Consider the following 21958-nt stretch of genomic DNA (forward strand, 5'->3'; position numbering starts at 1 on the left):
CTACCCGCGCTCCGGATCCGCTACCGCTATCGAGGTAGCGAATCCGCAGGCAGAGTAGCGGATTTCGGTGTGGGCGGGGGTGCGGCGCGGGGCGGGCTACTCCGGGTCGGTCACGAGGATCGGCGCCTCGGGCGACCACCAGCCCCAGCGGTTCGTCTCACCCAGCGTCAGCTCGGCCGGCTCGACCGGGCCCTGCTGGTAGGTGCCCAGCGGGGTGTAGGCCTCGATCGAACCCCAGTCCCGGTTCCAGTCGTGCCGCAGGTACGACGGGATCGTGCGGGCCCGTGCCGCGGTCTCGACCCAGCCGAGCGGGCCACCGGCCTCGTACGACATCCAGGTGCTTGTCGCGGACACCGCCAACGGGCGGTCGGGCAGGATCCGGAACTCGGGCAGCTCACCCACACCGGCGTAGTGCCGGAACGGCCGCTGGCACGGGAACTGCAGGCTCACCGCCCAGTCCAGCAGGACCGGGGAGTCGGACCCGACCATCTCCTGCACGGTCTGGAGCTGCGCGGCCCGCGGCGGGGTGACGGCGGCCCACTGGTCGGGGGTGAGGTCCTCGTCGTCGACACGGATGCGCATCACGTCCGCATCGGCGGGCACCCGGTCGATCGGGACCCGCAGGTTCCGCCACGTCGGGGCGGGGCCGATGTCGAACGGCACGACCGGCTCGCCGACCATCTCGACCGCGGGCTCGCCGCCCTGCCCCGGAGCACCGGTGCGACCGAACTCGACGGTGACGGCCTGGCCGTACTTGTAGATGCCGTCGGCGTCGAAGCGGCCGATGCGGCCGGCGGCCGAGATCACCAACAGCGGATTCGCCTCGCGGTCCTCGGGCAGCACGTACCACCCGGTCTCGAGGTTGGCGACACGCTGCGCTCCGACGAAGTGGGAACCGAGCACCGGCGTGGTGGCCGGGTCCAGGCCGAACGGCAGGGCCACGGTGGACTCGTTGACGCCCTCGACGCCCCGGCCGCCACTGGTGCCGGCGCTCTCGCCCGTGTTCACGGACGGGCCGCCGCCGGGCTCCGAGGTGGTGTTCGCGGCACCCGGATCCCCGACCACCGCGTCGGCGGAGAGGTCAGGGGCGACACCGTCCGGGGTGAAATTGGTGTTGTCGCCGCCCTCGATCGCCTCGGCGAGGACCTCGGGGTCGATGGTGCCGTCCGGTCGACGCTCGGCACCGAGCGGGGCGAGCATGCCGGCGTTGGCATCGGGCTCCACCATCACGCGGTCGGCGAGCATGCACGGGTTCCCGGCCAGCGCCGAGATGTTGCCGGCGCCGACGGTGTACGCGGGGAACTGCTTCTGCACGCCCTTGGCGAAGGACGCCACGTTGAACACCACGAGCAGACCGGCCACGACGGCGATCGGCGCGGCCGCGATCGTCCGCATCCGGCGACGGCCGGCGCTGGTGCGGGGAGCGGTGTCGGCGGTGTAATCCGCCCGCAGGTGCTGCCAGCCCGCGAACGCGAACGTGACGACCGACAGGAGCAGCAGGACGGAGGCCGCCGAGATCCCGCTGACGCTCGGCGCCTTGTCCCACCACGGGATGCCGTAGCTGGAGACGTACCACCAGCCGTTCGGGCCGGCGAACGCCAGGGCGAGCACCATGAGGATCACGCCGAAGAACAGTGTGCGGTTACGGGCGGTCCGGACGGCGGAGGCGGAGATCGCCAGCGCGCCCAGTGCGGCGATCGCCGCACCGATACCGGCGTACACGCCGAAGTGGTGGGTCCACTTGGTGGGGGAGAACATCATGAAGAACGCTGTTCCCACCACCACGCCGACCAGACGCCACACGGGGCCCGAGGCGGCGCCGGGGACCTTGCCGCGGCGCAGCAGCGTGCCGATCACCATGATCAGGCACAACATCACCAGCAGGACCGGCAGGCGGCGCGACAGCGACCCGTCGACCGTCGGGATCATCAGGTAGTAGTAGCGGACGAACTCCTCGTACCAGGCGAGGTTGGGGCCGATCTCGCCGCGCACGCGGATCGCCTCGAGGACCGCGGCCAGGGTCTGGACGCCGAAGACGCAGATGAGGACCATGGTCCCCGAGGCCAGCACCGGTGCCACGAGCGCGAGGTAGGAGCCGATCCGCTTGCCGCGTACGACGACGGTGCCCAGGACAGCGCGCAGGCCCATGATGAGCGCCGCGACGGCCATGAGGCCGGTCGGGCCGGTCGCCAGCGAGAACGACGCGATGATCACGGCCACCGCGAAGGGCAGCATGCGCCGCGTCGCGATGGCGCGTTCGACGGAGACCCAGGTCAGCAGGGCGCCGAGCGCGATGGCCGGCTCGGGGCGCAGGCCGTTGTTGAACGCCATCCAGAACGCGAGGAACACCGCGGCCGCGCTCCACACTACGACCGGCGTGGTGCGGGCGGCGCGACCGAGTCGCGGCAGGACCTCGCGGCTGATGACGAGCCAGCACAGGATCGCGGCGATGAGCGCGGGCAGGCGCATCCACGGGCTCGCGGTGGAGACCTGGGAGAACAGGGTCAGCAGGTCGTAGTACGGGGAGCCGAACGGGGACTCGGGGACGCCGTACCAGCGGTAGTAGTTGGCCATGTAGCCGGCGGGCTCGGCGGCCCGGGCCATGGTCATGATGTAGCCGTCGTCCGAGGTGTTGCCGCCGACGAAGTGCCAGACGCCGAGCGTGCCGAGCACGGCCACGTCGGGGAGCCGGATCCGGAACCAGTCGCGCGGCATGAAGCGCAGGCCGCCGCGGCCGTCGGTCTGGTCGAGGCCGTGCAGGGCCACCAGGGCGACGGCGGTGGACAGCAGGCCGAGGACGATCGCCGCCCACTTGAGCGGCGTGGGATCGGTGGTGAACCGCGAGTCCACGTCGACCGTGACGGCCAGCTCGGCGGGGGCGACGGTCTCGGACGGCAGGTCCGAGTAGATGCCCACGACCATGGGGCGCAGGTCGGTCGCCTCGACGCGGGCGGTCGCTTCGGGCTCGTCGATGCCGTCGAAGGACGCCTCGACGTACTCACCGGTGGCCTCGACCCGCAGGACACCACACTCACCACCGGCCACGGCCTCGCGCGGGGCGGAGGCGATGACGCGACTGCGGGAGACCACGTCGACCGTCTCGGACGAGGCACGCACGAACATGCCGCGCTCGCCGGCCTCCTCACCGCCGGCGGGGACGGTGGACATGAGGATCCCGCCGTCCTCGGGCAGGTCGGCCACGAGGGCGCACGGCAGGGTCGCGGTGACGCGCTGCGGGCTGTGCGCCATGAGCGGCGCGGTGACCGAGTCGACCGAGCCGTTCTGCGGCCACTGGACCGAGGCGGTGGTCTGGGAGACCGGCAGGAACGGGAGGGACAGGAAGCACAGGGTGCCCAGGAGTCCGCTGACGATCGAGATGAGGCGGAGTCTCACCACGCGGGGGTCGCGGGACATCTGGCCGTCACCCGGCCCGGAGTCCGAGGTCGAGGCGCCGGTGGCGGGAGAAGAGTCTGACACGACGGTCGATTCTAGGCGACGATCAGTTCATCGGGCCGGGTGTGGTCCAGCCCCACTGCGTGGTACTTCCGCGGAGGAGGGGCGCCGGGGTGGCGGTGGGGTCGAGTGGCTCGAACCGCTGGAGTGAGCCCCAGTCGCGTGACCAGTCATGGTCCAGGTAGGTCGGGACGGTCACGGCTTCGAGTGACTGGGTGGTCCACAGGAGCGGGCCGCCGCCGTTCGCGCTCTGCCACCAGTTAGCCGCGGAGGAAGATTCTCGGTCGGCGAGGATCCGGTACCCGGGCAGTTCCGCGACTCCGCCGTTGTGGACGAACGGCCGCTGGCAGGGGAAGGCCAGCGCCACGACCCAGTCGATGAGGACCGGGGCGGTGTCCCCCACGACCTGCTGGAGAGTGCGCAGTTGTGGGTTACGGGGCGGGGTCACGGCGAGCCACCGGTCCGGGTCCAGGTTGTTGTCGTCGGCCACGACACGCACCACATCGGCGTCGGCGGGGATCTCGTCGAGCGGGATACGCAGGTTGCGCCAGGCGGGGGCCGGCCCGATGTCGATGGGCGTCATGGAGCCCATCACCTCGAAGTCGGTGGGCCCGGCGGCACCGACCCGGCCCGCACGCCCGTACTCGATGCGCAGGTCGTTGGAGCCGATGCGACCGGCGACGGCCATGACGAGCAGCGGACGGTTGGCACTGCGGGCGGGGAGCCGGTACCAGGCGGAGGTGAGTTCGGCGGCGACCTGCGGGCCGCGCCGGTACGAGCCGAGCACGGGAGTGGTGTCCGGGTCGAGGCCGAACGGCAGGGCGACGGTGGACCCGTTGACGGTGACGGCACCGCGACCGCCGGTGGTGCCGGCGTCGATGCCGTCCGAGGGGTCCCGCTCGTCGGTCTGGGACTCGGCCAGGGAGCCGGAGGCCTCGGCACTGTCGACGGTGATCGAGTCCGGCAGGCCGTTGGGGGCGAAACCCATGACCTCGCCGGCGCCAAGGGAGATCTCCGGTCCGGCGCCGATCGCGCTGAGGAGTCCGTCGTTGGAGTCCTCCTCCACGAGCACCGAGTCCGCCAGGGAACAGGGCTGGCCCGAGATCGCGCGCATGTTGGCACGACCGACCGTGTACGCGGGCGACTGGTCGAACACGGCGATGACGGCGGAGGCCAGTTCGAAAACCACGAGGGCGAACGCCACGACGGCCAGCGGCGCGCCGTCGATGCCGCGCCCGTCCCGCTGACGCGCGGCGGGCGTATCGGGGCGGGTGCGCGTCATCGGCAGCCACCGGCTCACCCGGCGCCAGAACCGGAGGCCGGGCTCGTCGGGCAGGACCCCGGCGTGGATGAGCCCCGCGATGAGCAGGCAGGCGAAGCCGCCGAGGAACGCCATGTACTGGATCTGGAAGCCACCGATGGCGGGGAAGGAGTCCGAGAAGGGGATGCCGTAGTCGGAGACGTACCACCAGGTGTTGTCGGTGGCCGTGGACAGGCCCACGACCAGGCACAGGGCCGCCCAGACGATCCAGCGACTGCGGGCCAGCGACACGGACGAGGACCGCAGGGCGATCACGGCCAACACGGCGAGCGCCCCGGCGAGCCCGGCGAACACGCCGAAGTGGTGCGTCCACTTGGTCGGGGTGAAGACCAGGAACAGCAGCGAGCCAGCGATCACGCCGATGAGCCGCCGCGCCGGGCCGGCGGCGGCGCCGGGGATCCTGCCGCGCCGCAGCATGACGGCGGCGACCAGCACCAGGCACATGAGCATGAGCAGGACGGGGAAGCGGCGGGCCACGCCACCGTCGGCGGAGACGCTGAACAGGGCCTCCCAGCGTTCCTTCTCGCCGTACCAGGGCAGGCTCGGCCCGAGTTCGGTGCGGATGCGGGTCGCCTCGATGACCGCGGCGGCGGTCTGGTCGGCGAAGACCGTGTAGAGCAGTGCCAGCCCCACGGCGAGGACGGGGCCGAGGATCGGGGCCCAGCCCACGACACGGGCGCGGGCGCGGGCTATGCTCAGGAACTCGCGTGCCCCGGCGGCGAGGGCGGCGACGCACATGAGCCCGGTGGGCCCGGTGCCGAGCGAGAAGGCGGCGACGCCGATCGCCGCGACGAAGGGGACGAGTCGGCGGGTGGCGATGGAACGCTCCACCAACAGCCAGGTCAGGAGCGCGCCGAGCGCGATGACGGGCTCGGGCCGCAGGCCGTTGTTGAACGCCATCCAGAACGCGAGGAACAGCGCGGCGCCGGTCCACCGGGGCCGGTGCCAGGTCCGGGCGAGTCGACCTAGTCGCGGGATGACCTCGCGACTGATGATGAGCCACGCCAGAATGCCGCACAGGAGGGTGGGCAGGCGCATCCACGGACTGGCGGTGGAGACCTCGGCGAAGAGGCGCAGGATCTCGTAGTACCAGCCGACCGGCGACTCGGGGGAGCCGAGCCAGCGGTAGTAGTTGGCCATGTACCCGCTGGGTCCGGCGGAGCGGGCCATGGTGAGCAGGTAGCCGTCGTCGGAGGTGTTGGCGCCGACGAAGTGCCAGAACGTCAGGACGCCCACGACCACGGCGTCGAGTCCGGACAGGCGCATCCAGGTGCGGGGCACGAAGCGTCGGTCGGTGCGCCCGTCGAGCCGGTCGAGCCGGTGCAGGAACCACACCGACGCGCCGGTCGCGGCGACGCCGATCAGCATCAGGACGAGCTTGAGCAGCGTGGGGCTGGAGGAGTACCGGGTGTCGACGGTCACGTCGATCGTCGAGGACTCCAGGCCGTCCGGCGCGGTGGTGGGGGTCAGGTCGGTGAAGATGCCCGTGACCTGCGGTCGCATGCTCCCGGGGACGGCCGCGCGGACGGGGTCCTCGGCACTGTCGGGGTCCCGCTCGAGCCCGGTCAGTTCCGCGACGAGCACCCCGGTCTCGGCCCGCACGTGCAGCGACTCGCACGCAGGATCACGGAGCGTGGACAGCGGGACCGACAGGAGCGTGAGGTTGCGGACCACCACCTCGATGACTGGGGTGTCACCGGCGTCCCGGGAACGCTGGACCACCAGTCCGTCGGAGATGCGGCCGGGCGCGTCCTCCGGGAGCGTGGAGAACACGACCGTGTTCTCCGGGGCCCGGGTCAGCGGCGCGCAGGGAGCGGTGATGGTGAGGTCGAGCGGGCGACCGGAGACGAGCGGCGCGGTGACCGAGGCGTAGTCGGGCCCCGCCGTCCATTCGACGCGCACGGTGTCCTGGTGGACCGGCAGGATGCCGGCGAGGATCGCGAGGAACGCGCCGAGGAAGCCGGTGATGACCGCCCAGCGGCGGTCGCGGTCCATGCCGGGGTAGGGGTGCAGTCCCAGCGGCCGGTCCGCCCCGGGCGTGTGGGTGACCCTCTCGTCGTCGTCACCCGATCCGTGGTCCCCACCCGCCGACGCGCTGGTTCCGCTCCGTTCGTCCGTTCCGTTCCCTGGTCCCGACATTCAGATCACCGGACCACGATCACGGCGAACGGTCCCACCTCGTGGACCTCGAAATGGGGACCGTTGACGGCCTCGGCGGGGATCGTGACGGAGAAGCGCCGGACGTTGGGGTCGTTGGGGTAGGTGTTCTCGGCCAGGCGCAGCGAGTAGCCGCCGCCGGTGGGACGCGCCAGGATCACGTCGGGGCCACGCCAGTCCGTGCCGGTCATGAGGGCGTGGAGCTCGTCGCCGCTGGTGGCGTCCTCCCAGGCGGTCATGGCCGCGTTGCGGTCGGCGTACCGCCCCAGGGGGTTGGCGTAGTGCGAGGTCACCGCCTGGTAGGCCAGGTACGGGTTGAACGAGAGGAACGCGTCGGCGGTGCTGACGACGACGAGGTCGGTCTTCTCGCGGCCCGGGTACGCCTCCGCGATCACGTCATTGACCTCGGCATAGTGCGACTCGGGCCCGGGCGGGAAGCGGTCGGCGCGCTCGCCGGAGCCGTCGGTGTCCGTGTAGGCCAGCCGGATCTCCTCGTGCAGGTGATCGGGGATGCCCTGCACCTGGGCGAGCACGGCGAACGTGGCCACCACGCTCACCGCGACGGTCGCGCGGCGGCGGTGATCGGCCGCCTCGGCCTCGGGGCGTTCGGTGCCGTTCTGCCGGCCCACGGCCCGGACGAGCAGTCCGGCGAGGTCGGCGATCGCGAACACGCCCGCCACCATGAGCAGGATGATGAGCACCGGTTCGAGCCGGAAGCCCAGCATGGTGGTGCCGAGGACGGTGACGGCCATCGAGGCCAGGCACCACAGGTAGACGGCCGCGACGCCCAGACCGAGGGCCTGCGCCCGACGGGACGACCACGCCCGCACGACGATCCAGATCAGGCCCGCCAGGCAGACCATGCCGGTGAGGCCGCCGGCGGTCATGGGCAGGGGCAGCTGCGCGCCGGAGTCGGGGAGGTAGTGCAGCGCGGTGCCCGAGTCGGCGGGGGCGCCGCTGAGGGAGGCCAGCAGGTAGGGGGCCCACACGACCAACGCGATCGCGATCGAGCCGAAGCCGATCACCGCGAGTCGGACGGCGGGCAGCCAGACCGGGTAGCCCGTGCGGCCGCGGAGTGCGAGGACGGTCGCGAGGAGCGCCATGAGGACGACCGTGCCGGCTGCCAGGCCCGTGTACAGGGTGTACGTGCTGGCCGAGACGCCGAGGAACACCAGGGTCGCGACGGTGGCGCCGCGGCCGCCCGGCCGGGTCGCGGCGTTCCCGGTCGCGGCGGCGTTCCCACCTGCGGCGATGCCGGTCGGGTTGACGGCGTGCCAGGCCAGGATCAGGACCGGCGGGAGGAACAGGGCCACCACGGCGCCGTACGGCTCGGGGCTGCCGTAGGTGAGCATCATCGCGGTGGAGACCAGGCCCACCACCGCGCCCAGGTCGGTGCGCAGAAGCCGGGTCCACAGGACGGTGACCAGCGTCGCGGCCACGGCGAGCGAGAGGATCGACCACGGCTTGAACGCGGCCCAGCCCTCGAGCCCGGCCAGGTTGGCGAAGCGGCCGCCGAGCCAGAACCAGCCGGACGGGTAGAAGGACGGCAGGTCCGCGTACGCCATGTCGGGCAGCCCGAGCGAGGTGGCGGACCGGCCGAGGAACTGGGTGCGGAACTCCTGGTCGACACTCACGCCGTGCAGATAGAGGCGGGAGGCGGCCAGCGGGATGCCCAGCGTGGCGGCCACGAGCAGTGCCGATCCGGTGGGTGCCGCGAGCTTGCCGAGCCGGACCAGCGCCGCCCGGCCACCGGGTCTCTCACCCGCCCGCGCGAGGAGGATCCCCAGCACGACCAGCGCGATCGCGGCCACCTGGCCCACGACGGTCAGGGCGCGCAGGACGTTGGAGTTGCCGTACGCGGGGAACGACACCAGCGAGAACCCCACGAGGACGACGGCGCAGACGACGGCGGCGAGTAGTGTCGCCGCCCCCGCCAGGCCGAGCCCCCGGAGCGCTGGTCGCATGCTCAGAACGGGAGCTTGCGGAAGATCGGCCGCGGCACGTGGGTGAGCACGGCCATGACGCCGCCGAACGCGGCGGGCGCGAACACCGCGCCCTTGTCGCGTCCGGAGTTCTTGACCGCGATCCGGGCCACCTCGTCCTTGTTGATGGTCAGCGGCGCCTCGTCCACGTGCGCCGACATGCGGGTACGGACCTGGCCGGGACGGATGACCAGCACGTCCACCCCGTGCTCGGACAGGGCGTAGCCGAGGCCGGTGTAGAAGGAGTCCAGGCCCGCCTTGGTGGAGCCGTAGACGAAGTTCGAGCGGCGGGCACGCAGACCGGCGGCCGAGCTCATGGCGATGATCCGGCCGAAGCCCTGTGACTTCATGCGCTCGGCGAGCAGCACGCCCACCGACACGGCGCCGGTGTAGTTGATCTGCGCGATCTGGACCGCCTTGCGCTGGTCGGACCACAGCTCTTCGTTCTCGCCCAGCAGGCCGAACGCGACGATCGCCACGTCCACGTCGCCGCCGGCGAAGATCGTCTCGAACGCGGCCGGGTGGGTGTCGGTGGCGGCGGCGTCGAAGTCCACCACCTCCACCGCGGTGGCACCCGCGGCGGTCATCTCGGCCTTCGCGTCCTCGACCCCCGGGTCACCCGGCAGGCAGGCGAGGATCACGCGCATCGGCCCCTGTGCGAGGTACTCGGCACAGATCGCGAGGCCGATCTCGGACGTTCCTCCGAGGAGGAGCAGGGTCTGGGGGACGCCGACGGCATTGATCATGGTCGGCAGTCTACCGGCGGCCTCCGACACCGACTGGTCTCCCCACGCCGCTGACGGCCCGCTGGCTCAGAGCAGTTCGAGCCGACGTCCCATGTCGGAGGCGAACACGCCATTGGGGTCGATCTTCCGGCGCGTTGTGATCCACGAGTCGATCTGCGGGTACATGGCGTGGAAGCGCTCGGCCGGGACGCGGGAGTCCTTGGCCGTGTACAGGCGCCCGCCCATCGACATGACCTTCGCGTCCAGGTGGTTGACGAACGCGTTCAGTCGGTCGTTGATGGGGAAATCCACGCACACGTTCCACCCCTCCATGGGGAAGGACAGAGGCGCCTGGTTGCCGGGGCCGAACAGTTTGAACACGTTGAGGAAGGAGTACTGGCCGGAGCGCTGGATGTCCCCGATGATCTCCTTGAACCCGTCGACCGCGCCCGGCGGGACGATGAACTGGTACTGCAGGAAACCCGCAGGTCCCATCGCTCGGTTCCACTCTCCGAACAGGTCGAGCATGTGGTAGAACTGCGGCAACGTCTTGATCTTGTTCCGGCGCGTCCCGCCCATGCGGTAGTACGCCTCGCCCACCAGGCTGAAGGACCACTTGTTGGCCAGCCCGTTGGGGAAGATGTCCGGGAACGTCAGCAGCGGCTTGGCGTCCATCGTCAGCGGGTTCTTCGCGAGTTCGGGTGCGTACTCCTCGAGCTGCGCGAGCGTGGCGAGGTTGCCACGCGAGATCGCGGCCCGGCCGAGCTTCGGGGGCGCGCTGATCGCGTCGAACCAGGCGGAGGAGTAGGTGTACCTGTCCTCGGAACCGTCGGTGTGCAGGGCGATCGTCTCGTCGAGGCTCGAGGTCTGGTCGTCGTCGGCGAGGAAGAACGCCGTCTCCGTGCGCGTCATCGCGATCCACACCTTGAGCACGATGCCGGTGAGGCCGTTGCCGCCGATCGTGGCCCAGAAGAGGCTGCCGTCTTTGTCGTCGTCGGTCCCTCCCGGCTCCAACGTCAGCACGCGCCCGTCGGCGACGAGGAGCTCCATCCTCGTCACGTGGTTGCCGAACGACCCGGCCGAGTGGTGGTTCTTGCCGTGGATGTCGTGGCCGATCGCGCCGCCGACCGTCACCTGACGGGTGCCCGGCAGCACCGGGACCCACAGGCCGAACGGCAGGGCCGCGCGCATGAGCTGGTCGAGGTTCACCCCGGCGTCCACCACGGCGAGCGCCTTCTCGGCGTTGAGCTCGTGGATGCGGTTGAACCGGCTCATGTCCAGCACGAGCCCGCCCGAGTTCTGGGCGCTGTCGCCGTAGGACCGGCCCAGCCCGCGCGCCACCACGCCGCGCCGCAGGTGCGCCGGCGAGGAGGCGTTGGAGTCGTTGACCGTCGCGACGGCGGCCGAGATCTCCTCGACCGACCGCGGCGTGAGCACGTGGCTCATCGCGGGCGCGGTGCGTCCCCAGCCGGTGAGGCGCTTGAGTTCGGTGTCCAGGGCGGCGGAGCCGGCGGGGGACCTGTCGCTGCGGGCGTTCTGGGTGCTGCTCACGGAGACGAGGTTACCGCCACCGCCACGCTAGGCCCGGCAGCCGCCGGTGAACTCGATCCCGCGGGCGCGCGCGTCCACCCAGTCCAGGGACGGATCCATGCCGGTGAACGGCGCGGACAGGTGCTCGCCGGCCACGGGCGTGTACTCCACGTCGGCGCCGGCCGCGCACCACTCGTCGACCAGCCGGCGGGCGGCGGTCTCGGGGATGAACGTGTCGCCGATCCCGGAGGAGCCGGGACCGATCGGGACGGACGAGTCCGCGTGCCACACCTGGACCGGGCCGGTGGGCACCGCGCGCGGGTCGTCGCCGGCGGCCGTGTCGACCGCGCCCATCCGGTTGTGGGCCAGGACGCGCCGGACGGTGGGGTCGGTGCGCGGGTCGACGTCCGTGATCGTGCTCAGCGGGGTGTGGAGGACGCCGCTGAGCAGGTTGGTCTCGACGCACGCGTCGCGTAGCTGGTGCGCCGCCACGTCGCCGGTGTCGTTGAGCAGCGGGTAGAGCTCGGGGTAGTCGCGGGCGAGGCCGAAGATGGCGGCGCGGTACAGGCCCGAGCCGAGGGTGCCGTCCATCGTGTCGAACAGAGCGGTGTAGTCGGACGGGACGCCGCCGATCGACGAGCCGACCAGTACCCCGGTCAACTCCGGCGCGTAGACGGGCTGGAGCTGCGCGGCCCAGCCGGCGGCGATCGCGCCGCCCGAGTAGCCGGTCTGCACCACGCGCGAGTCCCCGAACAGGGGTTCCTCCTCTCCTGGCGGGACGAAGCCGTGCGCGGCCCGGATCCCGTCCAGCACCGCGTGCCCGTTTCCGCGGCCCGCCGCGTAGGCACCCTTCGGGCCCTCGAAATCGGTGACGACGAGCCCGTATCCGCGCTGGGTCAGGATCTGCAGCGAGGGCGGGACCTCGAGGTTCACGTCGTTGGTCAGCTTCCACGACGGCATGCACTCCAGGCCGAGCGAGTCGATGGCCGCGTTGTAGGCGATCAGCGGGCGCGGCCCGGGGCCGTCCCAGGGCGTGCTCGGCTCGAGGATCGTGGAGATGATCTGCTGCGGCTGGTCGCGGGAGTCGGTGCTCTGGACCAGGACCTGCCAGCCGCGGCCGAAGTTGGCCATGTTGTACGGCGGGACCGTCACCTCCCGCGTGTCCAGGATCGTGCCGGGCGCGGTGGCCGGGTCGATCCGCGGCGGGTTCGAGTACCAGGGGTCCGGCGAGGGGCTGGGCAGATAGCGCTCGGGTGTGCGCTGGTCGACGAGGGCGGGGCGGACGGCGGCGAGCGGGTCCGCGGCCGCGGTGGTGGTGACGGCGAGGGTGCCGGCGAGAGTGCATGCGGTGGCCAGGACTGTCGCGGTGATCAGTCGGCCGAGGAGGGGACGGGGCCGAGGGGTCATGCGACAACGGTAGCCGCGCTACCCGGGTGATCGGCGCAAGTTGACGACGACGACAACGATCCCGTCGCACCGGCGCCGCCGACACCCGGGATTGCTCGGCGGTGCCCGGAGTGGCTGGGGATGCCCGGAGGCGCTCGGCGGGCGGAGGTCGGCTGTGGGCGGTTGTCGGGGTTGCACCCTAATGTGTCCGGTGTGAGTTCTTCTCCTGGTGACACCGGCAGCCCGATCGATCAGCCCGCGGATTCCGTGCTGGATTCGCTGCGGGGTGCCGTGGACCCGCTGGAATCGCGGCACGAGTCGGATCCCGCGGCGCCGACGGATCTCAAGACCCAGATCATCCGCTTCTTCCTCACCGGTGTGCTGTCCGCGGTCGTGGACTACGGGCTGCTGCAGCTGCTCATGCTGACCGGGATGGGCTACGGCCCGGCCAAGGCGCTGTCGTTCGTCGCGGGCACGCTCACCGCGTACGCACTGAACCGCCGGTGGACGTTCCAGGCCGAGCCGTCCCGGGCACGGTTCATCGCGACGATGTGCCTGTACGCGGTCATGTTCGGGGTCCAGTGGGGCCTGTTCATGCTGTTGGTGCCGTTGTTCGAGTCGATGGGCTGGACCATGTTCTGGTCCACGACGGTCGGCTATGTGATCGCCCAGGGCGTCGCGACCGTCACCAACTTCATCGTCCAACGCGCGGTGATCTTCCGGGTGCGCTGACCCCGCCATGACCACCGCCGCGACAGCCACAGCGACCGCCCTGCTGCTGGCCGCCGCGCTGGCCCTGCTGGTCGGGCCGGGTGCGGCGATCTGCCTCGCGGCGGGTACCCGCTGGCGGGACGCGGTCGCCGCCGGTCCCGCGGTGAGCACGGCGGTGGTCGCGGTGGGGTGTGCGGTCACCGCTGCCGCCGACATCCGGTGGGATCCGGTCTCGGCGGCCGCGGTGTTCCTCGGAGCCCTGCTGCTCGCCGGGCTCGTGGGCCTCGCGTTCCGGCTGCTCGCGCGCAGGTCGCGGCAACGCACCGCCGACCCGGGCATGGGCGGGCACCGGACCGTCAACCCGGGCGTGCGCGGGCCCCGGCGGTGGGGGGCGGAACTCGTCGTCGTCGTCCTCTCGCTCGTCCCCGTCGCCCAGGTCCTCGTCGTCACCCGGGCCCTCACGGCGATCCCCCAGGGGTGGGACGCGATCTTCCACGGCGGCGCCACGCGCTACATCGCCGAGACCGGCAGGGCCGGCGTCACCGACCTGGCGCCGATGAGCCAGCCCGCCAACCCGCACTTCTACTACCCGGACACCTACCACGCGTTCGTATCCCTCCTGCTGCACCTGCCCGGCGACGGTTCGCCCGGGGCCCCGGGCGGGCTCCCCGGCGCGCTGAACGCGGTGTCGGCGGTGACCGGCATGGTGTTCGTGCTCGGCGTGGCGGTCCTGGCCGGGCGTCTCACCGGCGGATCGCGACTGGCGGCCGTCGGCGCGGCGCTGGTCGCGGCCTCGTGCTGGACGTTCCCGTACCTCGCGCTGGCGCGCGGCCCGATCCTGCCGTTCGCCCTGGGGATCGCGCTGATCCCGGGGCTGGTGCTGCTCGCCGATCGGCTCGTCGCCCCCGGGACCGCTGAGCGGGGCGAGGTGGTCAGGACGCGCGTGGTCCACGCGCTGGTGCTCGGAGCAGGAATGGCGGGAGCGTGGTCCGTGCACCCGTCGGTGGCGCTGGCCGCGGCGATCGTGCTGGGGTGCCAGGCCGTCACCGGGCTCGTGGCGGCTCGTGGGCTGCGTCGGAAGGCGGGCGTGATCGGCGGGTTCGCGCTGGCCGCGGTCCCCGCCGGCGATCCGCATGGTGGCCAGCGGGACCGCCGACGAGCTCGCGGGGTTCTCCTGGCCGCGGTCAGCGAGCGTGCCGCGCGCCGTGGCCGGGGTGTTCGACCTCGGGCCCACACCGGTGGCCTCGATCGGGATCGCGGTGTTCGTGCTGGTCGGCCTCGCGGCGGCGGTCACCCGGCCGGCGTGGCGCCGACCGCTCGCGGCGATGGTGGCCTCGCTCGTCGCCTTCGGCACGCTCTACGTGCTCGCCGCCGCCGTCCACGGGGACTGGGTACGCGTGTTCACCGGATTCTGGTGGGACGACGCCTACCGCTTCGCGGCCCTCCTGGTGCTGCCCACCGCCGTGCTCGCCGGTGCGGGTGTGCGGGCGCTGGTTCCGCAGCGGGACGTTCGCCGCCCGTCCGCGCGTGCCGGGACCGCGGTCGTGGGGGTGACGGCGCTGCTCGTGCTGTCGGGTCACGCCGCGATGCCGGGCGAGATGACGCTCTGGGGCTACCGCGACGGTCCCGCCGTCAACGCCCGGGAACGGCCCGTCCTCGACCTGCTGGCGGAGCTCTACCGCGGCGGGGCGGTCCTCAACGACCCGTTCGACGGCACGGCCTGGGCGTACGCCTTGCACGGCATCCCGGTGGTGTTCCCCGCCCCACTGGCCGACGACCCCGACGCCCAGGTCGGCGGCGACCGCATGACCCTGTACACCTCGGTCAACCGCTACGGCTTCTATCCCTCCATCACCCACGAGGTTCAGCGGCAGGACGTGCGGTGGATCCTCGTGGGCACCGGGGTCGTGGGTGGCCCCGGGCGTCCCGCCGGATTCGTCGGCCTCGAGGCCAACCCGAACCTGCGGCTCGTCGACCAGACCGAGGGGGCCCGACTCTACGAGGTGCTGCCCGTTCCCGCCGGGCACCCGCCGCTGCCGGTCCCACCGCCGATCCCCCCGGTCACACCACCCGACCAGCCGTCGAACACCGACTCACCGATCGTCCACGCGGTGCCGTAGCGCGGGGCGACTAGCCTGGGTCGCACCGGAACCCGAACCTCAGGAGCGCATCGCCCCATGGACGCCACCACCGTGACCGCCGCAGGTGCCGACGCCGGCACCGACGCCGCCGAGCGCGACCTGCTCCTCCAACGCACCCTCTTCTCGGGCCCACGCAAGTGGGTCAACGACGACCTCTACTCGCGCGTCACCCGCGGCCTCGCCCGCCGGACTCGATCCGACCTGCAGCTCCAGCCCGGCGCGGTGGTCGACACGAACACCTACTTCGGCCGCTTCGAGGCGTCCTACTGGCAGCGGTGGACCAGTGTCACCGAGCTGACCGTGCGCGTGTCGATCGAGTCCCCGGGGCGCGTGGACGTGCTGGTGCGGGCCTCCGACATCGGCTCGCACGTGCGGACGGTGGACATGGTCCACCACAGCGGTGACGGCATGGCGGTCCTAGAGGTGCCGATCGACACCTTCACCGACGGCGGTGCGATGTGGCTGGAGTTCCACGCCGTGGACGCCGAGGCGACCGTGTCCGAGGTGACGTGGTCCACCACGACGACGAGGCCGGTCCGTCGCGCGACCGTGGCCATCTGCACGTTCAACCGTGCAGACGACTGCGCGGCCACCGTCGACTCGCTGGCGTCGGATCCGCTGGTGGCGGACCTCATCGACGACCTCTACGTGACGGACCAGGGGACGGACCTGGTCGAGACCCGCGAGAACTTCGCCCACGCGGCCCGCGAGTTCGGCGACCGGCTGCACTACCTGCGTCAGCCCAATCTCGGCGGGGCCGGCGGCTTCAGTCGCGGCTTGTTCGAGGCCACCGCGCCGGGCGCGCCGGGTCCGGTGGACGTGCTGCTCATGGACGACGACGTGCGCGTCGAGCCGGAGACCGTGCTGCGCCTGTTCGCCTTTGCCGCGGTGACGCGTGAGCCGATGCTCGTAGGCGCGCAGATGATGTACCTGTTTAACCCGGACTACCTGCTGGTCTCCGCCGAGCGCACGCACCTGCCCGAGCTCATGGGCGGGCTCGACGCGGACGAGTTCGCGCTGCGGGACCAGTCGATGGTCGAGGACCGGCAGGAGCGGCGGATCGACGCCGAGTACAACGCGTGGTGGTCGTGTCTCATCCCCGGTGAGGCCGTGGAGAAGGTCGGCCTGCCGATGCCGTACTTCTTCCAGTGGGACGACATCGAGTACGGCCTGCGCTGCCGTCAGGCCGGCATGCCCACGTGCACCCTGCAGGGCTCCGCCGTGTGGCACGCCGACTTCTACTGGAAGGACGGCGACGACTTCGGCCAGTTCTTCTCCCAGCGCAACTCACTGGTCACCGCCTCGATCCGGCAGGGCATCGACCCGAAGGACATGGCCAAGAACCTCGGCCGCAGTGTGCTGCGTGCGCTCGTCGCCATGCAGTACGGCCTCGCGGCCACGCGGATGCGGGGGATCGAGGCGTTCCTCGACGGACCCGGCGGTGCCCACGGTGTCGCCGACGGCGGGCAGGAGGCCCTCGCCGCGATCCGCGCCGAGCGGGCCGGGTACCCGGAGACCGCCAAACTGGGCGTCGAGACACTGCCCGCCGGGATCACGGTGGAGCGCAAGGTCGGCATCCCGCGCGAGGACCGCGAGGACCAGGTGCTCGCCAAGCGACTGCTCGTACAGAAGCTCGGCCGGCAGCGCCGCGGCGTCGTGGCGATCCCGTACGAGGACGCCGCCTGGTGGCACGTGTCGTTGTTCGACGAGGTGTACGTGACCGACGCGTCGCAGACCGGGGTGCACCACCGGAAGGTGGACCCGGCGCGGGTCACGGAACTGCAGAAGCGCCTGATCGCGCTGCTCGCCCGGTTCATCCGCGAGGCCCCCGCCGCCCAGGAGCAGTGGCGCCGGGCGCAGGCCGAGCTCACAACGCGGGAGAACTGGGCACGCCTGTACGGGGTGGACGCCGACTAGAGGACGCCGGGGCGCGTTGGCCCCGCGCCGGCGAATTCCACAGATTTCGGCTATCCACATTCTCGGGCTCCGCACACCCTGCAGCGGGCGGCGCGGACGTGCGCGTGCCGCACAGTGGAACGCATGAACCTGCCGTCCGGACCCTTGACGACCTCAGAGCTGGCTGCCGCCGGAGTGACCCGAGCCGCACGACGCGTGCATTACTTCCGCATCTGGCGCGGCATGTACGGCCGGAACGATCAGGTCGATGGCCTCGAGCTACGGAGCCGGGCCCTGGCCAGGCTGTTCCCGGACGGGGTACTGCGCGGGCGCAGCGCAGCGCAGGTGTGGGGCGACGATTCGATGCCGACGGACTGCGTGCCCGAGATCTGGCTGCCCTCCACGCGCAAGGCACCCGCGGACCGGATCTACCGCTACGGGGAGCTGCCCGCGCACTCGGTCACCGAGGTCGACGGCTTGTCGGTGACGACACCACTGCGCACCTGTCGTGACCTGTCCGCAGATCTGGGATTCGAGGACGCGGTGGTCTCGGTCGAGCGGCTGTGCGCCATGGTGGCCGAGCTACCCGCCCAGCTCCGTGCCGTGATGCTGCACCCGAGCAACGCGAGCCAGCCGGGAGGGCGCCGGGCCCGAGACTTCGATCGCGTGGTGTGCGCTCTGGACACGAAGTCGCTCTCGGCACTGTCCACGCGGGTCCGTCTGGAGCTCGCGGCGGCCGGATTCGACCGCTTCGTCCACGCTCACAGGGTCCGGGTGGGGCCACGAACGATCGAGTTCGCGCTCGCGGACCCGGCCGCCAGGTGCGGCATCGTCACGACCGAAGTCCCCTTGTCAGCCGCTGGCCGAGCGAGCGGGGGACCGGCGGCGGATCCTCGCTCGTCGACGGACCTGCTGACGCGAATCCGGCAGGCGGGGTGGACGGTGGTCATCGTGCGCGACCGGGCCCGGGAGGGTGTGCCCCACGCCGCGCGACTCCGCCAGATCCCCGGCGCAGATCCCGGCTCAGACCCCATCGAGAAAATCGCGGTGCTCCTGGCGGCGCGGTGGCCGGGGACCGAGATCTATCCCGCGGTCGTCGACGACTCTGCGAGCGACCCGCACGGGATCTGGGGTTCGAGACGATAGCCGTGGTTCGAGGGGCGCTACCTCGACGGCCACCGCGACGGGTCTCGACCGGTGAGCGCGAGCGCCGTGTACCGGGCGGGGATCCCGGGTCCGGAGAAGCCGGGGACCGGGGGATCGAACAGCTCCGTCGCCGGGTTCTCGGCGAGATCGGCCCGGACGAACTCCAGTACCGCCTGCTCCAGTTCGTCTCCCCATGACAGGTCGCGACCCTGGGAGGCCGCGATGTCCCAGGCATGGACCGCCAGATCGAAGGTCTGCTGTGCCAGATAGTGCCCCACCGGCGCGCTGCCGTAGCTGAGGTGGACCTCGTCGTCGTCAGGGGTTCCCCGCCACGCCGCAGCCACCGGCGCCGTCACCCCCTGCCACTCGGTGACCAGTTCGGGCCCGGACATCTCACGAAGGCGGCGCAGGGGACCCTCGAGGTCCTCGGCGACCTCCTCGATCGTCCCGCCCGCGAGCAGACCCGGCACCCACAGTTGCTCGTCCACCACGTGCACCAACACCTCGCGCGCGGTCCACGAGGCGCACGGCGTGGCGGCCTCCCAGTCGGTGACGCCCGCCAGCACGTCGTCGTAGAGGGCGGCGGCGCGGGCCTGCAGGGCTGTCCAGTCGGTCATGCGTCCATCATGCCTCGTCTCCGAAATCCGCTACTCCGCCTGCGGATTCGCTAGCGCTGTAGGGGTAGCGGATGTGGAGCCGGAGTAGCGGATTCTGGGGGAAAGCGGGGAAGGCGGGGAAGGCGAGGCGGGGCGGGGCGGGTCAGGGCTTGTCGAAGCGCTCGCCCGCACCGAGGCGCTGCAGGCGTAGCCACTCGCGGAAGCCCGCCGGGTCGCGACGCGTGATGAGGAAGTACCAGCCGAACCGGATGACCTCCTGCGGGATGAGCCGCCGGTTGCCGGGCTGGGTGAGCACGTAGCCGCGGTTGCGGTAGGTGAAGTGCCGCTTTACCGGGTCGTCGGGGTACTGCGTGTGCATCCGCCCGCCGAGGATCGGCTTGAACTCATCCGAGCCCTGCGGGTGCAGGTACGCGGTGGTCAGGCAGGTGCCGAACGGCACGTCCGAACGGACGAGTCGGCGGTGCACCTCCACCTCGTCGCCGCGGATGAACAGCCGCAGGTCGGGAACGCCGACGCGGTCGAGGCAGTCCGCGGTGAACAGGGCGCCGTTGAACAGGGACGCGATGCCGGGCAGGAGATCGCCGGCGGTCTCGACGCTCTCGCCGTCGGCGAACAGCTCGCTGCGCCAGCGGCGCCACACCAGGCCGCGGCGCAGCGGGAACGCGAGGCGGTTGGGCTCGTTCAGGTCGCACACCACCGGCGAGACCTCCGCCAGCCCGTGGCGGTCCATGCAGCCGAGCAGCGTGGCCAGGACCTCGGGGCCCTCGGGGCGGCCGTCGTCGTCGGCGCACCAGACCAGGTCCGCGCCGGTCGCGAGCGCGTGCAGCATCCCGAGCGCGAACCCGCCCGCACCGCCGAGATTGTGCTTGGACCCGATGTAGGTGGCCGGGACCGGCTGCGACTCGACCAGCTCGCGGACCTCGGGCTCGTCGGCGTTGTCCACCACCACGAGGTGGTCCACCGGCCGGGTCTGGCCGCACACCACGTCCAGCGATGCGGTGAGCAGTTCGCGGCGACGGTGCGTGACCACCACGGCCACGACGCGCCGGTCGTCGTGATCCCGTGTGGCACCTGCGCTTCCGTTCGGTTCGGTGCCGCTCGACTGGGCCTCGCCTTCCGCCTCAGGCCTCGTCACGCTGCATCCTCTCGATGTACCGCCCGATGGACTGCCCGGCCTCGGGCCCCTCGTAGGCGGTGACGATCTCCTCGATGCCGCCGGTCTGCCGGATCCGGCCGTGGTCGACCCACATCGCCGAATCGCACAGCTGCGCGAGGAACTCGTTGGAGTGCGAGGCGAACACCAGGATGCCGGAGCGGGAGACCAGTTCGGCGAGCTTCACGCGGGCCTTCTTCATGAACTCCGCGTCCACGGCGCCGATGCCCTCGTCCAGCAGGAGGATCTCGGGGTCGATCGAGGTCACCACGCCCATCGCCAGGCGCACGCGCATGCCGGTGGAGTAGGTGCGCAGCGGCATGTCGAGGTAGTCGCCGAGCTCGGTGAAGTCGGCGATCTCCTCGATCTTGGACTTCATCTGCTTGCGGGTCTGCCCGAGGAACAGGCCGCGGATGATGATGTTCTCGTAGCCCGAGATTTCGGGGTCCATGCCCACGCCCAGGTCGAAGACGGGCGCCACGCGACCGCGGATCCGGGCGGCGCCGCGGGTGGGTTCGTAGATGCCGGACAGCAGGCGTAGCAGCGTGGACTTGCCGGCGCCGTTGTGCCCGACGAGGCCGATGCGGTCGCCCTCCCGGAGGGAGAGGGTGATGTCCTTGAGGGCTTCGACGACGACGACGTTGGACGCGTTGCGCCCGATCGCACCGCCAGCGGACCCGAGGACGGCCTTTTTGAGCGACCGTGACTTGGCGTCGAAGATCGGGAAATCCACACAGGCGTCGACGCAGTCGATCGAGACGCCACCGGGGGTGGGTGCGGCAGGACTCATGGGTTGTACCTCCTACACCCAGTACGGGACTCGGGAGCGGAACTTGCGGAGGGCGACGAACGCCAGCAGCAGGCCGACGGCGGTGCAGCCGAGGACGATCCACCAGTGGTAGGCCGCGACGGACTCACCCAGCATGGGCGCGCGCACGATCTCCAGGTAGTGGTACAGCGGGTTGAGTTCGGCGATGCGGGCGCGGTCGGCGATCTCGCCGCCCTGCTCGTACAGCGTCTGTGTGGTCCACACGATGGGGGTCATGTAGAAGAGCAGCTGCACCATCGAGTCGAGCAGGGGCGCGATGTCGCGGAAGCGGGTGGCGAGGATTCCGAACAGCATCGACACCCACACTCCGTTGATCATGAGCACGCCCAGACCCACCACGGACAGGATCAACTCCCAGCCCAGCGGGCGCGGGAACACGATCATGAGCACCACCCAGATGACCAGGTTGTGCAGCAGGAACAGGAACTGGCGCCACACCAGTCGGTAGACGTGCACGCTCAGCGCGCTGGGGAGTTGCTTGATGAGGCCCTCGTTGGCGATGAAGACCTCGGAGCCCTCCTTGATGCAGCCGGAGATGAATCCCCACATAATCAGGCCCACGGTGACGTGGGGCAGGAACTCGGCCAGCGGGATCTGGAAGAGGATCGAGTAGAGGAAGCCCAGGGCCACGGCCATGACGCCGGTGGCGATGGTGATCCACAGCGGGCCGAGCGTCGAGCGGCGGTAGCGCTGCTTGATGTCCTGCCAGCCGAGCGAGAGCCACAGCTCACGCTGATGTAGACCTTGCTTCAGGTCGGCTACGGCCCGACGGAAGGTCTGGGAGTCGTTGACGATCTCTTCGGGCTCACGCTCGTGGAGCGCCGCCGCGGTGGGATCGGGGAGAGACTGGTCCTGCACGAGGGCGAAGCCTACTAGAGCGTCGGTTCCCGGCAGTTCCGCCGCGAGGACGC

The 21958-nt window shown here is 71.3% G+C and carries 14 protein-coding genes and 1 pseudogene; 5 read left to right on the forward strand and 10 right to left on the reverse strand.

What is annotated here, in order from left to right; genetic code table 11:
- Window positions 1–96 precede the first annotated feature (96 nt).
- The 6 genes from OPF83_RS08225 to OPF83_RS08250 form a co-directional block, all read right to left on the reverse strand.
- A complete protein-coding gene (locus OPF83_RS08225) occupies window positions 97–3414 on the reverse strand; it encodes an arabinosyltransferase domain-containing protein (protein ID WP_375546236.1) in 3318 nt (1105 codons plus the stop codon).
- A gap of 85 nt (window positions 3415–3499) precedes the next feature.
- On the reverse strand, window positions 3500–6913 hold the full coding sequence (locus tag OPF83_RS08230) for an arabinosyltransferase domain-containing protein (RefSeq protein ID WP_264886882.1): 3414 nt from the start codon (window positions 6911–6913) through the stop codon (window positions 3500–3502).
- Window positions 6914–6918: 5 nt separating this feature from the next.
- Entirely contained in the window at window positions 6919–8895 is a 1977-nt protein-coding gene (locus OPF83_RS08235; RefSeq protein WP_264886883.1) for a galactan 5-O-arabinofuranosyltransferase, read from the reverse strand.
- 2 nt (window positions 8896–8897) lie between these two features.
- Complete coding sequence (locus OPF83_RS08240) at window positions 8898–9659, reverse strand: decaprenylphospho-beta-D-erythro-pentofuranosid-2-ulose 2-reductase (protein WP_264886884.1); 762 nt, start codon at window positions 9657–9659, stop codon at window positions 8898–8900.
- Window positions 9660–9725: 66 nt separating this feature from the next.
- Complete coding sequence (locus tag OPF83_RS08245; RefSeq protein WP_264887003.1) at window positions 9726–11084, reverse strand: FAD-binding oxidoreductase; 1359 nt, start codon at window positions 11082–11084, stop codon at window positions 9726–9728.
- 132 nt (window positions 11085–11216) lie between these two features.
- The gene (locus OPF83_RS08250) at window positions 11217–12575 is read right to left on the reverse strand and encodes a lipase family protein (RefSeq protein WP_264886885.1); all 1359 of its coding nucleotides are present in this window, start codon (window positions 12573–12575) and stop codon (window positions 11217–11219) included.
- Window positions 12576–12833: 258 nt separating this feature from the next.
- Here OPF83_RS08250 and OPF83_RS08255 point away from each other — a divergent pair, with 258 nt between their 5' ends.
- The 5 genes and pseudogenes from OPF83_RS08255 to OPF83_RS08270 all read left to right on the forward strand — a co-directional run bounded on the left by OPF83_RS08255 (window position 12834) and on the right by OPF83_RS08270 (window position 18448).
- Window positions 12834–13286, forward strand: a complete 453-nt coding sequence (locus OPF83_RS08255; RefSeq protein WP_264887005.1) for a GtrA family protein — start codon at window positions 12834–12836, stop codon at window positions 13284–13286.
- Between the two features lie 7 nt (window positions 13287–13293).
- Window positions 13294–14355: pseudogene (locus OPF83_RS17475) on the forward strand (DUF6541 family protein); the annotation flags it as partial.
- Between the two features lie 43 nt (window positions 14356–14398).
- Entirely contained in the window at window positions 14399–15385 is a 987-nt protein-coding gene (locus tag OPF83_RS08260) for a DUF6541 family protein (RefSeq protein WP_264886886.1), read from the forward strand.
- Between the two features lie 57 nt (window positions 15386–15442).
- Window positions 15443–17323 carry a glycosyltransferase gene (locus OPF83_RS08265; protein WP_264886887.1) on the forward strand — a complete coding sequence of 627 codons (1881 nt, stop codon included), beginning with the start codon at window positions 15443–15445 and terminating at the stop codon, window positions 17321–17323.
- Window positions 17324–17446: 123 nt separating this feature from the next.
- Window positions 17447–18448, forward strand: coding sequence for a hypothetical protein (locus OPF83_RS08270; RefSeq protein WP_264886888.1), 1002 nt, complete (start codon window positions 17447–17449; stop codon window positions 18446–18448).
- Between the two features lie 17 nt (window positions 18449–18465).
- On the opposite strand, the gene OPF83_RS08275 is transcribed toward OPF83_RS08270, so the two are convergent.
- From OPF83_RS08275 to OPF83_RS08290, 4 genes are all read right to left on the reverse strand, one after another.
- Window positions 18466–19065: a TIGR03086 family metal-binding protein gene (locus OPF83_RS08275; RefSeq protein ID WP_264886889.1), complete on the reverse strand. Its 600-nt coding sequence runs from the start codon at window positions 19063–19065 to the stop codon at window positions 18466–18468.
- A 142-nt stretch (window positions 19066–19207) separates the two neighbouring features.
- A complete protein-coding gene (locus OPF83_RS08280; protein WP_264887006.1) occupies window positions 19208–20104 on the reverse strand; it encodes a glycosyltransferase in 897 nt (298 codons plus the stop codon).
- 82 nt (window positions 20105–20186) lie between these two features.
- Complete coding sequence (locus OPF83_RS08285) at window positions 20187–21008, reverse strand: ABC transporter ATP-binding protein (protein ID WP_264886890.1); 822 nt, start codon at window positions 21006–21008, stop codon at window positions 20187–20189.
- 12 nt (window positions 21009–21020) lie between these two features.
- Window positions 21021–21905: an ABC transporter permease gene (locus tag OPF83_RS08290; RefSeq protein ID WP_375546233.1), complete on the reverse strand. Its 885-nt coding sequence runs from the start codon at window positions 21903–21905 to the stop codon at window positions 21021–21023.
- Window positions 21906–21958: the final 53 nt, after the last annotated feature.

Origin of the sequence: Dietzia sp. NCCP-2495, assembly GCF_026011735.1 — a bacterium.
Taxonomy (GTDB): Bacteria; Actinomycetota; Actinomycetes; order Mycobacteriales; family Mycobacteriaceae; genus Dietzia.